Genomic DNA, 13171 nt, shown 5'->3' on the forward strand with positions numbered 1-13171 from the left:
AATGAGTAACTATCTATATATTTATTGGAAGGAGACATCATGTCCAAACACGATCAACACTCGGCTCTTTCACGCCGTGACTTCATCAAGCTCGGTGCAGGGGCGGCCTTTGCCATGGTAGGCAGCAGTGTTTCGGGTTTATCGCTCGGTGCGGGCCAGACCACCCTGGCCTGCTCGTTCCGGTCGCTAACGAACCCGTATCACGCGGCCTTCAACAAGGGCGCGCAAAGCTTCGCGGCAAGCGTCGGCTTGCCGTATGTGCCGCTCACCACTGAAGGGAGCTCCGAGAAGGGCATCGCGGATATTCGCGCACTGCTGCAACGAACGGGCGGCAATCTCGTGCTCAACGTCGATCCGAATGATTCCGCCGATGCGCGCGTGATCGTCGAGGCCTGCTCGAAAGCGGGCGCGTTCGTCACGACTATCTGGAACAAGCCGAAGGATCTGCATCCGTGGGACGTGAACCCGAACTATGTAGCCCATCTTTCCTATGACGGCGTCGCGTACGGTGAAGAAACCGCCACGCAACTGTTCAAGCAGATGGGCGGCAAGGGAGGCGTCGTCGCGCTTGGCGGCATTTTCAGCAACGTGCCGGCGATCGAGCGTAAGGCCGGGCTCGACGCGGCGCTGAAGAAGTTTCCTGGCATCCAGCTGCTCGATTTCCAGGTCGCGGACTGGAACTCGCAAAAGGCGTTTCCGATCATGCAGGCGTGGATGACGCGATTCAACTCGAAGATCAAAGGCGTGTGGGCCGCGAACGACGACATGGCGCTTGGCGCGATCGAGGCACTGCGCGCCGAAGGTCTCGCAGGCCAGATGCCCGTGACGGGCATGGACGGCACGCCACCCGGTCTGAGCGCGATCAAGGCCGGTGAGCTGGTCGCTTCCGTCGACTGGGATCCGTACTGGCTGGGTGGCATCGGTCTCGCAATGGGTCTTCAGGCGAAGGAGAAAAAGATCGACGTGGCAGCGCTGCCTAAAGACCGGCGCGAGTCCTATTGCAAGGCAACGTTCGTGACCAAGGCTAACGTCCAGGACGTGCTGAAACGCGCGGCTGCGCCTGGCGGCGAATGGAACAATCTCTATGCCCGCGTCGCGGGTCCAGTGGTGTATCGATGAACAAGCTGACCTTGGCGCCCACCCGGCAGGCCGTGCCCACAAAAACAACCGGGACCCCGATCGTATCGAAGCAGGCACTCGTGCGACGATTTGCACCGCTGCTGGTGCTGGTGGCGCTCGGTCTTTGCATCGGCGCGCTGAACCGCGACTTCTTCGATCCGATGAACCTGTCACGGATTGCGATAGGTGCCGCGATTCCTCTCACCATCGCACTCGGTGCCGCGTTCGTCATTCAGCTCGGCAGCATCGACCTGTCGGCCGAAGGCATCGTCGCGGTCGCAGCGATTGCGGTATCGATGCTGGTCGAGAACTCGTACAACGACAACCACTTCGGGCTGTGGGTGCTGGCCGTGGCGATTGCCGCAGGTACCGCGCTGGGTCTTGCCAACGGCGTGCTGCACGTGTTTCTGCGCATTCCGTCGTTCATCACGACACTGGCGATCGGCTTCGTTGCAACGGGGATCGGTACGGCGTGGCTGTCGGGGAACACGATCCGTGTGAGCGACCCTTCGCTGCGCGCCATCTCGATTACGCGCTATCTGGGTCTGCCTCTGTCGGTCTGGATCGCGATATCGATGCTCGGGATTGCGTGGTTTGTCTACAAACACACACTGCTCGGCCGACACACGCTCGCAATCGGTGGCGGGGAGGATCTCGCGCGGCTAAGTGGGGTGCGGGTATCGCGCGTGCGCATCGCGGTGTTCGCGCTGGCAGGCGCTTTCTATGGCGTGGCGGGCATCCTCGCTGTTGCGCAATACGGGCAGGGACACGCACGCATTGCCGATGGTCAGTTGTTCGTTGCGATTACCGCAATCGTAGTGGGCGGTACTTCGCTCGCAGGCGGCAACGGCAGCCCGATGAACACATTGATCGGCACGCTGATCGTGATTGTGCTCGGCAACGGCATGGTGCTGCTCGGTGTGCCGCCCTACGTGCAACAGGGCATCCAGGGTGTATTGATCATAGCGGCCGTGACCCTCGCGCTCAATCGCTCGCGCCGGCGCATCGTCAAATGAGCGTGAGGAGAACAGACATGCTTTCACTGAAGAACGTCACCAAGCGCTTTCCGGGTGTGCTCGCCCTGGACGACGTATCGATTGAAGTCAGGCCGAATGAAATCGTCGGTCTGATTGGCGAAAACGGCGCGGGCAAGTCCACGCTGATGAAACTCCTGACGGGTGCATACCGTCAGGACTCGGGCGAGATCGAGCTTGGCGGCAAGCCGCTCGTGATCCGCAACCCGCGCGACGCGACGTCCAAGGGTATCGCGATGGTCTATCAGGAGCAATCGATCCTGCCGAATCTGACCGTTGCCGAGAACCTGTTCCTCGGTCGCGAAGAAGACTTCGTCACCTTCGGCCGGATGAACTGGGCAAAGCTCAAGCGCGCCGCGAAGAAGGAACTCGCCACGGTGCGTCTGGACGTTGATCCGCTGACGCTGTGCGAGGACCTGTCATTTGGCCAGCGACAGATGGTGGAACTCGCGCGAGCTTTGTCGCTTGCTAGCCGCACGGGCGGCACGCCGATCATCCTGCTCGATGAGCCAACTTCTGTGCTCGAAGCCGGGGAGATCGAAATCCTGTTCGGGCTAGTGCGTGAACTCAAATCGCGTGCGTCGTTCGTGTTCGTATCGCACCGGCTCGATGAACTGCTGTCGCTCAGCGACCGCGTGTATGTGATGAAGGATGGGAAGGTGGTGTCGGAGATGTCGTCGGGCAATGCGTCGGTGACGAAGCTCCACGAACTGATGGTCGGCCGGTCCCTGCATAGCGAGTACTACCGCGAGAACCTGCAAAAGCCTTGCCGCGCGGAGGTCGCACTGTCGGTGCGCCATGCGTCGCTGCGGCACGTGCTCAACGACGTTTCCTTCGATGTCCACTGCGGCGAAGTGTTCGGTGTCGCGGGCGTGGTCGGGTCCGGGCGCGAGGAACTGTGCCGGATCATTGCGGGGCTGGAAAAGCTCGACGCGGGGGAGGTGATGGTCGGTAAGACCCGTCTGAAGCCGCAGGCCAATCATGCCGTCGCGCTTGGCATCGGATACGTTCCGCGTGAGCGAAAGGTCGAGGGGCTCGTCACCCAGATGAGCGTTGCGCAAAACCTCACGTTGCCGCGTCTTGGCGCCGTTAGTCGTGGTGGCGTGGTGCGCAAGGCGAGCGAACGCGCGCTTGCCAACGAATGGATTCAGCGGCTACACATCAAGACGCCAGGGCCTGATGCATCCTGCCGCAACCTGTCGGGCGGCAACCAGCAGAAGGTGGTGCTCGCGAAATGGCGTTTTGCAGGCAGCCGGATTCTCGTGCTCGATCATCCGACGCGCGGCCTCGATGTCGGTGCAAAAGAAGAGGTCTATCAACTCATCCGCGAACTGACAGCGGAGGGTGTCGCCGTCGTGCTAACGGGCGATACGCTCGAAGAAATTCTCGGGCTTAGCCACCGCGTGATGGTCATGCGAGACGGCCGCGCCGAAAAGGTGCTGCCATGCGAGGTTGGGCACAAGCCCTCGCAGGTCGAAATCGTCGAACACATGGTCTGAGGTCAACATGCCACAACTGAACCCATCACTCGCGGCGAAGCTGCGCGACAACGCGCCCTTTCTCGCACTCATCGTGCTGTACGTGTTGATTGAAATCGCGCAGCCGAGCTTTCTGGCACCTTCGACGCAACTCGGCTTGCTCGCCGACAGTTCGACGCTGTTCATCATGGCGGCCGGCACGACCTTTGTCGTGTTGCTCGGTAGCATCGACCTGTCGCTGCAATCCGTGGCGTCACTTGCGAGCGTGATCGTGGCGATGCTGCTGCCACGTTACGGAGCGATGGCTGCCGTCGTCGCACTCGCTGCGTCGTTTGGCATTGGCCTGCTTAGCGGCTTGATCCAGACCATGCTGCGCATTCCGTCCTTCATCGCGACGCTTGCGGTGGGCGGGATTGCGTCGGCGGCTGCGTTGACGCTCTCCGGCACGCGCTCCATCGCTATCAGCGACGAGATGCGCAACGCTTCGCTCGGCTGGACCACGGGCACTTCGTTCGGTGTGCCGCATGAAATCCTGCTTGGCGTCGCAGTGTTTGCGTTCTGTCTGTTTCTGCATCGATCGACGGTATTCGGCCGCCACGCTGACGCGATCGGTGCCGGCGAGCCTGCGGCGATCGCTTCGGGTGTGCGCGTCTGGGTGACCAAATGCCTGGTGTTCGGCACGTCGTCTTTCTTTGCCGGGCTTGCGGGTGTCGTCATGGCAGGCCGGCTGGGCAGCGGTTCGCCAACGCTGGCAGATCAGTTCCTGCTTCCCGCCATCGCCGCAGTGATCGTCGGCGGGACGGCGCTGACGGGTGGCGCGGGCGGCATCGGCAGGACCCTGGTGGGTGCGCTCCTCGTGTCGGTCGCGCGCGTGGGCATGACATTCGTTGGCATTAGCGTGTTCGCGCAGCAGATCGTGTTCGGACTGATCCTGATCGTCGCGGTGACGGTGGCGTTCGATCGTTCGAAGGTGCTGGTCATCAAGTGAGATTCGACCCGGCCCGTTGCGCGCCGGCTTTTGTTGAAGGAAGAGGTTGCACATGAAAATTCTGGTCACGGTCAAAAGAGTGGTCGATTACAACGTCAAGGTTCGCGTGAAGTCGGATGGAAGCGGCGTCGATATCGCGAACGTGAAGATGTCGATGAATCCGTTCGACGAGATCGCCGTTGAAGAAGCGGTTCGCCTGAAGGAAGCGGGCGTGGCGACGGAAGTCGTTGCGGTGTCGTGCGGCGCGACGCAGTGTCAGGAGACGCTGCGCACGGCGCTAGCCATTGGAGCGGATCGCGGGATTCTCGTTGAGTCGACGGAAGAATTGCAGCCACTCGCGGTCGCGAAGATTCTCAAGGCGCTTGTCGACAAGGAACAGCCGCAACTGGTGATTCTCGGCAAGCAGGCCATCGACGACGATTCGAATCAGACGGGTCAAATGCTGGCCGCGTTGGCTGGCTTGCCGCAGGCGACGTTTGCATCGAAGGTCGTGGTTGCGGACGGCAAAGCTACGGTGTCGCGTGAAGTCGATGGCGGCGCGGAAACGCTCTCGCTCAAGCTGCCTGCAGTCGTCACCACTGATCTGCGTCTGAATGAGCCGCGCTACGTTACGCTGCCGAACATCATGAAGGCGAAGAAAAAGCCATTGGAGACGCTGAAACCTGCCGATCTCGGCGTCGATGTCGCACCGCGCCTGAAGACGGTGAAAGTCGCCGAGCCGCCGAAGCGCTCAGCCGGCGTGATGGTGCCGGACGTGAAGACGCTGGTCGAGAAGCTCAGGAACGAAGCCAAAGTACGCTAAGGACGGTTGAAATGACGATTCTGGTAATTGCAGAACACGACAACGCATCGATCAAGGCCGCAACGCTGAACACGGTTGCCGCTGCGTCGAAGATCGGCGGTGATATTCACGTGCTGGTTGCGGGTTGCAATGCGCAGGGCGCAGCCGACGCCGCCGCGAAGATCGCGGGCGTTTCCAAGGTGCTGCTCGCCGACGCGCCGCAACTCGCCGACGGACTGGCTGAGAACATCGAAGGCACGGTGCTGAATATCGCGAGGGACTATTCGCATATCCTGGCGCCCGCTACCGCTTACGGCAAGAACATCGCGCCGCGCATTGCCGCGCATCTCGACGTCGCGCAGGTCAGCGACATCACGGCTGTGGGTAGCGCCGATACATTCGAGCGCCCCATCTACGCTGGCAACGCGATCGCGACAGTGCAATCGGGCGATCCCGTCAAGGTCATCACCGTGCGTACGACGGGCTTCGACCCCGTGGCGGCCGAAGGCGGCAGCGCGTCGATCGAGAAAATCCAAGCCGCGGCAGACGCGGGGATGTCCGCGTTCGTAAACCGCGAATTGACGAAGCTGGACCGGCCGGAACTGACATCGGCTTCGGTCATCGTGTCGGGTGGCCGTGGACTGGGGAACGGCGAGAACTACACGAAGGTGCTCGAACCCCTGGCGGACAAACTCGGTGCGGCGTTGGGCGCGTCGCGTGCCGCCGTAGATGCGGGCTTCGTTCCGAATGACTATCAGGTCGGCCAGACGGGCAAGATCGTCGCGCCGCAGTTGTACGTGGCCGTCGGCATTTCCGGCGCGATCCAGCATCTGGCCGGCATGAAAGACAGCAAGGTCATCGTCGCCATCAACAAGGATCCAGAAGCGCCGATCTTCAGCGTCGCCGACTATGGTCTGGCTCAGGATCTGTTCGAAGCCGTGCCAGAGTTGACGGCGCTTATCTGAAGTAGCTTCGTAGAGGACGTACCGATGCGTAAAAGTCGAATTGCGATCGTTGGCGCCGGTCTGGCCGCAACACCTCACGCGCTTGCACTAAACGAGCTGAACGACGAAGTGGAGGTGGTGGGCGTAGTCGGCCGGTCGGCCGAACGGCTGGAGCGCTTCGCCAACACGTATGGCTTCCCGATTGCCAGCTCGTTCAACGCCGTATTGGATGATGCACGTGTCGATGCCGTTCTGGTGCTGACGCCGCCGCACACGCATCTCGAACTCGTCGAGCAGGCCGCTGCCGCGCGCAAGCATGTACTGCTTGAAAAGCCGCTCGACATATCGATGCCTCGCGCAGAACGCGCGGTCGAGGTCTGTCGCAAGGCCGGTGTTCAACTCGTTGTGGTCTTCCAGAATCGCTTTCGTCCCGCTGTTGAGCGGCTTGCAACGCTCGCGAAGAGCGGCGCACTGGGCGCCATCGCCTATGCCGGGGTCGATCTGCGCTGGTGGCGGCCCCAGTCCTACTACGATGAGCCCGGTCGCGGGACGTATGCCCGCGATGGGGGCGGCGTGCTGCTGACGCAGGCCATTCATTCGCTCGACATTCTGATGTGGCTGGCGGGAGACGTATCAACGGTAGTCGGTGCAACGGCAACAACAGCTTTGCATTCGATGGAAGCAGAAGACTTCGCGAGCGCCACACTCACGTTCGAAAGCGGCGCCGCCGGTCACGTGCTTGCGACGACGGCGGCGTATCCAGGTTTTCCTGAGCGAATTGAGCTGATCGGCACCAATGGGACAGCGGTTCTCGAAGGGGGACATCTGCGCGCGTTTTTCCACGATGGTCGTGTCGATGAATTTCATGATCCTTCGTCGTCGGGATTTGGCGCAAAGCCGATGGACTTTTCCCATACGGCCCATCGCGATTTGCTGAAGGATTTTCTACGCGCGATTCGCGAGGACCGCAGCCCTTTGGTAACCGGCGACGATGCGCTGCGCGTGCAGCGTCTGATCGAACGCATTACCGCACAGACAGGACGCCGCCCGTGACGCACATCGATGGAGAAACACGGATCGTTGCCATTCTGGGCGACCCCATCGCGCAGGCAAAGTCGCCGCAACTCTTCAATGCTTTCTTCGAACGGCACGGCGTGAATGCGGCCCTCGTACCGTTTCACGTGCCCGCTGCGGACCTTGGCCTTGTGCTCGATGGGCTGCATGGCATCGTCAACCTGGCCGGTGTGGTCGTGACGGTGCCGCACAAGCTCCAGGCGACCGCTTACGCGGCGCGATTGTCGGAAGCGGCGCAGCAAACTGGCGCGGTCAACTGTCTACGGCGCGAAGCCGACGGTTCCTGGACGGGCGCGATGTTCGACGGTGCCGGCTTCGTCAAAGGCCTGCTTGGTCGTGCGCATGTGGTTCGCGGCAAATCGGCGCTGATTGTCGGTACAGGCGGCGCGGGTGTGGCAGTCGCGCATGCGCTGATCGACGCGGGTATCGCATCGCTCGATCTCTTCGACAGCAATGCAACGTCGTTGCAGCGGCTCACGCAGGCATTACAGGGGCGTGGGAGCGGCGTGGTCGTCGGAGAGAGTGCGGCGCGCGCTCGGGCCGGTCACGATTTCGTCGTCAACGCGACGCCATGTGGCATGCGCGCTGGCGATCCACTTCCGATCGACCTCGCCGATGCTGGTCCGCATGCCGTCATCGCCGACCTGATCATGAAGCCGGCCCAAACGCGCCTGCTGGAAGAAGCGGAAGCCCGAGGTTTAGCCACCCATCCGGGGCGGCATCTGCTCGAAAGCTCGGTCGAAGAGATGGTCGCGTTTCTAGGTCTGCTTGCGCAATCGCAAGAACGTTCAACAGCCGCCTGCAAGGCAGAGATCGAATCTCCGTAAGGCGGCGAAAAGGCTTCGGGAAAACCCCCTTTGATTGCTCCAGGATCGGGGCATAGTATGAGTCGTAAGTAACTATCCGGTGGGTTATGAAATAAGTCCGGAGATAGCCGATTTTCCTTCGCAACGAGTTGCATCGGACCAGACCACGCGCGAAAGCGCCGACTCTGGTCGACAGGAGATAACGATGAATCCAGCAGAAAAGCGCAAATGGCCGCGCTCGGGACTCGAAACAACGCTAATGGGCTTCGGCGCCGCGCCGATCGGCAACATCTTCCGGCCGATCACGGAGGAGGATTCCGCGGCCCTGATCAAGGCCGCCTGGGACGCCGGCGTGCGGTATTTCGACACCGCTCCCATGTACGGCCATGGTTTGAGCGAAGCTCGCTGCGGGCAGGGGTTGCGCTGGTATCCGCGCGACCAATATGTGCTGTCGACGAAGGTGGGACGGCTTCTCAAGCCCCGCAAGCGCGCGGAAATCGACTTTACGCCGTGGGTCGACGGCCTGCCGTTCGAAATGAAGTTCGACTACAGCTACGACGGTGTCATGCGGTCGATCGAGGACAGCCTGCAGCGACTGGCGTTGGAGCACATCGACATCGCACTGATCCACGACATCGACAGCTATACGCATGGAGACAGGCAGCCGGAAATGTTCGAGGCGGCCATGTCGGGCGCGGCGAAGGCGCTGCTGAAGTTGCGCGACGAAGGCGTCGTGAAGGCGGTAGGCGTGGGCGTGAACGAATGGCAGGTTGCGCATGAGGCCATCAAATGCAACGACTTCGACTGTCTGCTGCTCGCCGGACGTTACACGCTGCTCGAGCAGGACGCGCTCGATGGCTTCCTGCCTCTGTGTGAGGAGCGGCAGGTGTCGGTCATCCTGGGTGGCGGCTACAACAGCGGCATCCTCGCGACGGGCGCGGTTCCCGGCGCGAAATACAACTATTCGGCCGCGCCCGATACGGTTCTCGAACGGGTACGCAAGATCGAGGAAGTGTGTCGGGAATACTCGGTGCCTTTGAAAGCGGCGGCGCTGCAGTTCGTCCTCGCCCACCCGGCAATACCCACCAACATTCCCGGCGTGCGCACGGTCGCCCAACTGGAAGACAACCTGCAAACGTTCCGGGCACAGATCCCGTCCGCTTTCTGGGCCGAACTGAAGCGTCGTGAGCTGATCCGGCAGGACGCGCCCACTCCTCAATAGCGTTTCGTCGCCAACCCGCAATCGGGTAGCAAAGAACGTCTCACGGGTTCCGCGCCCGCCTCCTCCACCGCGCGATTGCGTGGCGGATGGGACAGGTCGTGCCCGCGTTTCAATGTCAGGGAGAAGTCATGAAAGCTGCTGTACTTGTTGCTCCGATGCAGTTCGAGCTGCGCGACGTGCCTGTTCCCGATTGCGGCGCGTCCGATGTGCTCATCAAGGTCGAGCGCTGCGGGATTTGCGGAACCGATTTGCACATCTATCACGGCAACTACTCAAGCGACCGTCTGCCGTTGATCCCGGGACACGAGTTCTCCGGGACGATCGCCGAAGTTGGCTCAGCCGTTAAAGGGCTAAAGGTCGGTCAGGCGGTCACCGCCGACATCAATCTCGGTTGCCGCAGCTGCTTCTATTGCCGCAAGAACGAGATTCTCAACTGCACGCAGATGGTTCAGCTCGGCATCCATGTGAATGGCGGCATGGCCGAGTACGTGCGCGTGCCGGCCTATGCGGTCGTCCCGTTGCCCGCGGCGATGCCCGTTGAAGAAGGCGCGATGGTCGAGCCGCTTTCGTGCATCGTGCGCGCGTTTCGCAAGGGCCATCTGCGGCTTGCCGAGAGTGTGCTGGTCATCGGCGCGGGACCGATCGGCCAGATGCATATGCAGCTCGCCGTCCGTGCGGGCGCGGCGCCTGTCATTGTCGTCGAGCCGAATGAGCAGCGGGCGCGACTCGCAAAAGAACTGGGCGCGGATATGGTCGTGACCGACCCCGCCCAGCTCGAGGCCACGGTGCGCGGCGCAACCAATGGACGCGGCGTCGATGTCGCGATTGAAAGCGTCGGTTCCACCGAACTATACGAAAAGGCATTCACGCTGATCCGTCCTGGCGGCCGCGTGATTGCGTTCGGACTCGCCAAGCCGGGTCATACGTTCAGGATTTCCGCGCTCGACTTCGTGCTGCGCGAGCAGGGCGTGCAAGGCAGTGTCGCCGGCATGGGCGACGACATGCACGAAGCCGCGACCCTGCTCGGCTACAGGCGCGTGAACGTTGCGCCGTTTCTTACCACGATCTATCGACTCGATGACGTTCAGGCGGCGTTCAAGCGCCTTGCCGAAGACAGGAACGTATTGAAGATCCAGTTGCAGGTCGCATGAATTGCCCGGGCCGCCGCAGCGGTTCGAAGTCGTGTCAACGCGGTGTCGTTTCGCTCAGCAGAGGCAGTCCATGAAAGCTCTTGAAGTGAAGGGAATCAGCAAGTCCTACCCCGGTGTACGAGCGCTGGATCGCATCGAGTTTTCATGCAGCCGTGGATCCGTGCATGCGCTGGTTGGAGAAAACGGTGCGGGCAAATCAACGCTAATCAAGATTCTGAGCGGCGCCACTGCACCCGATGAGGGCGAACTGTTACTCGACGGCAAATCCTACTCACCGGCATCGCCGAGCGAAGCAGCGACGGTGGGCGTATCGACGATTTATCAGGAGTTCAACCTGATCCCCGGCTTGAGCGTTGCCGAGAATATTTTTCTGGGCCGTGAACGGATCAGTCGCGGCTTGCTCGATGCCGCATCCATGCGCAGCGAAGCGAAGGCGCTGCTCGCGCGCATCGGTGCACCGATCGACGTGCGAAGGCGTGTCGGCACACTGTCGGTAGCTGAACAGCAGCTCGTCGAGATCGCGAAGGCGCTCGCCGTCTCAGCGCGCGTGCTGATCATGGATGAACCGTCCGCGACGCTTTCCGATCGTGAGATGACCCTGCTCTATAACGTCGTGCGAACCCTGTCGCGCGATGGAGTGACGATTCTCTATGTGTCGCACCGGATGGATGAGATTTTCGACCTTTGCGACACCTGCACGATCATGAAAGACGGTCGCTCGGTCTGCACGCACAAGGTGGCGGACCTCGATCGCGCGTCTCTGATACGGCTCATGGTGGGCCGCGAAGTCGATACACGCTTTCCTGATCGGCGCGACAACGGCGACGAACCTGCTGCGCAGATCGTGCTCGATGTAAAGGCGCTGCGACTCGCGGAACGCGTAAAGGACGTCACTTTTAGCATACGTGCCGGTGAGATCGTTGGTCTCGCGGGACTCGTGGGTGCGGGACGTACGGAAGTGGCTCGTGCGATCTTCGGACTCGACGACATCGCGTCGGGCGAGATATCGCTGCGAGGGCGCGCACATCGCCCGAAGACGCCCGCCGAGGCGATCGAATCAGGCGTCGCATTGGTGCCGGAGGATCGCAAGGCTCAAGGGCTGGTGCTCGGCCTCAGCATCCGCGAGAACGCGATGCTTCCCACACTCAAGAGCATTTGTCGCTTCGGCTTCGTTAGCCGACGCCGCGAACAGTTACGAGTGGCGTCCGTGTGCCGGCAACTCGCGGTGTCGGCATCGAGCGCGGAAGTGCCCGTCGGAACTTTGTCGGGTGGCAATCAGCAGAAGGTCGTGTTCGGCAAATGGATTGCCCACGACTACACACTTCTGATTCTCGACGAACCGACGCGGGGCGTTGATGTCGGCGCGAAGGTCGAGTTCTACAGGTTGATTGACGAGATTGCCCGCTCTGGCAAGGCGGTTCTGTTGATCTCCTCGGAAATGCCTGAACTCCTGGGCATGGCGGACCGCATCGTCGCGCTGCGTGATGGCGTAGTGACGGGGGAAGCTTCCGCTCATGGCGCAACAGAAGAGTCGGTCCTTCAAATGATAGCGAGGTAAATCATGGCATTCGCAGAACCTATGTCGGGCACCGCTTCGAGCGGAAGATTTTCAGGCGGCGCGTATCGGCGCATTGAGCTCATCCAGCGCTTTGGCATTCTCGCCATCTTCATGCTCCTGTGCGTGACGGCGGCAGTGTCATCGCCTTACTTTCTCACGGCCGAAAACCTGTTGAATGTCGTACGCCAGGTGTCGGTGGTGGGACTGACATCGCTGGGCATGACGTTCGTGATATTGACGGCGGGCATCGATCTTTCCGTCGGATCGATTCTCGCGCTCACGACGCTCGCCATTGCGGGTCTCAAGCCATATGGGCCGGTGGCATCGCTCGCGGGCGGCCTCGCAATCGCGCTGATTTGCGGGTGGGCCAACGGCGTTGTCACGACCAAAGGCCGTATCCAGCCGTTCATCGTCACGCTTGGCATGATGACGGCGCTTGTCGGCGTCGGACTCGCTTATTCCGATGGTCAGCCGGTCATTGGTGTTCCGGCGTCGCTTGCATGGATTGGACGTGGACGCCTCGCAGGCGTGCCCGTTCAGGCGCTGCTTTTCATCGTGATGGCGGTGGCATCGGCGGTAATTCTGAGAATGACGCGCTACGGAAGGCACGTGTATGCCGTGGGCGGCAATGCGGAAGCCGCGCGGCTGTCGGGCGTACCTGTCGACAGGATTCGCTTGATTGCCTACTGCCTTTCCGGGTTGTTCGCGGGGCTCGGCGGTCTCGTGATGTCGACGCAACTGAACATCGGTGAAGCGAACCTCGGAAAGGGGCTTGAACTCGATGCGATTGCCGCTGTAGTGGTCGGTGGTACGAGTCTGTCGGGTGGCGCGGGTGGCATCGGAGGCACGATCGTTGGTGTCTTGCTGATCGGCGTGCTGAACAACCTTCTCAATCTGCTCAACATCCCTGCCTATACGCAGTTGATCGTCAAGGGCGCAATTATTGTCGGCGCGGTGTTGATCCACGCGCAACTCAGTCGTTCAAAGGGCCGATAGACCGGTCGTAAATCCCAGGA

The 13171-nt window shown here is 61.4% G+C and carries 12 protein-coding genes; all 12 read left to right on the forward strand.

Going from position 1 to position 13171, the window contains the following annotated elements:
- Nucleotides 1–39: 39 nt before the first annotated feature.
- The 12 genes from BLT65_RS37185 (at nucleotide 40) to BLT65_RS37240 (ending at nucleotide 13151) form a co-directional block, all read left to right on the forward strand.
- Nucleotides 40–1119, forward strand: coding sequence for a sugar ABC transporter substrate-binding protein (locus BLT65_RS37185; RefSeq protein WP_091787819.1), 1080 nt, complete (start codon nucleotides 40–42; stop codon nucleotides 1117–1119).
- An 80-nt stretch (nucleotides 1120–1199) separates the two neighbouring features.
- Nucleotides 1200–2135, forward strand: a complete 936-nt coding sequence (locus BLT65_RS37190; protein ID WP_244186913.1) for an ABC transporter permease — start codon at nucleotides 1200–1202, stop codon at nucleotides 2133–2135.
- A 17-nt stretch (nucleotides 2136–2152) separates the two neighbouring features.
- Nucleotides 2153–3652 (forward strand): sugar ABC transporter ATP-binding protein, encoded by a 1500-nt coding sequence (locus tag BLT65_RS37195; RefSeq protein ID WP_091787825.1) that lies wholly within the window; start codon nucleotides 2153–2155, stop codon nucleotides 3650–3652.
- A 7-nt stretch (nucleotides 3653–3659) separates the two neighbouring features.
- Complete coding sequence (locus BLT65_RS37200; protein WP_091787828.1) at nucleotides 3660–4619, forward strand: ABC transporter permease; 960 nt, start codon at nucleotides 3660–3662, stop codon at nucleotides 4617–4619.
- 52 nt (nucleotides 4620–4671) lie between these two features.
- A complete protein-coding gene (locus BLT65_RS37205) occupies nucleotides 4672–5421 on the forward strand; it encodes an electron transfer flavoprotein subunit beta/FixA family protein (RefSeq protein WP_091787831.1) in 750 nt (249 codons plus the stop codon).
- Between the two features lie 11 nt (nucleotides 5422–5432).
- Nucleotides 5433–6365: an electron transfer flavoprotein subunit alpha/FixB family protein gene (locus tag BLT65_RS37210; protein ID WP_091787834.1), complete on the forward strand. Its 933-nt coding sequence runs from the start codon at nucleotides 5433–5435 to the stop codon at nucleotides 6363–6365.
- 24 nt (nucleotides 6366–6389) lie between these two features.
- Complete coding sequence (locus BLT65_RS37215) at nucleotides 6390–7397, forward strand: Gfo/Idh/MocA family protein (RefSeq protein WP_091787837.1); 1008 nt, start codon at nucleotides 6390–6392, stop codon at nucleotides 7395–7397.
- Nucleotides 7394–8245, forward strand: coding sequence for a shikimate dehydrogenase family protein (locus BLT65_RS37220; protein ID WP_042304693.1), 852 nt, complete (start codon nucleotides 7394–7396; stop codon nucleotides 8243–8245). Before BLT65_RS37215 ends, BLT65_RS37220 begins: the two co-directional genes overlap by 4 nt.
- A gap of 184 nt (nucleotides 8246–8429) precedes the next feature.
- Nucleotides 8430–9446, forward strand: coding sequence for an aldo/keto reductase (locus BLT65_RS37225; RefSeq protein WP_042304692.1), 1017 nt, complete (start codon nucleotides 8430–8432; stop codon nucleotides 9444–9446).
- Between the two features lie 128 nt (nucleotides 9447–9574).
- Nucleotides 9575–10597: a zinc-dependent alcohol dehydrogenase gene (locus tag BLT65_RS37230; RefSeq protein WP_208545860.1), complete on the forward strand. Its 1023-nt coding sequence runs from the start codon at nucleotides 9575–9577 to the stop codon at nucleotides 10595–10597.
- Nucleotides 10598–10667: 70 nt separating this feature from the next.
- Nucleotides 10668–12155, forward strand: coding sequence for a sugar ABC transporter ATP-binding protein (locus tag BLT65_RS37235; protein ID WP_091787843.1), 1488 nt, complete (start codon nucleotides 10668–10670; stop codon nucleotides 12153–12155).
- A 3-nt stretch (nucleotides 12156–12158) separates the two neighbouring features.
- On the forward strand, nucleotides 12159–13151 hold the full coding sequence (locus tag BLT65_RS37240) for an ABC transporter permease (RefSeq protein ID WP_208545861.1): 993 nt from the start codon (nucleotides 12159–12161) through the stop codon (nucleotides 13149–13151).
- Nucleotides 13152–13171 lie beyond the last annotated feature (20 nt).

It is taken from the genome of Paraburkholderia steynii, assembly GCF_900100565.1.
In the GTDB taxonomy this organism is placed as follows: domain Bacteria; phylum Pseudomonadota; class Gammaproteobacteria; order Burkholderiales; family Burkholderiaceae; genus Paraburkholderia; species Paraburkholderia terrae.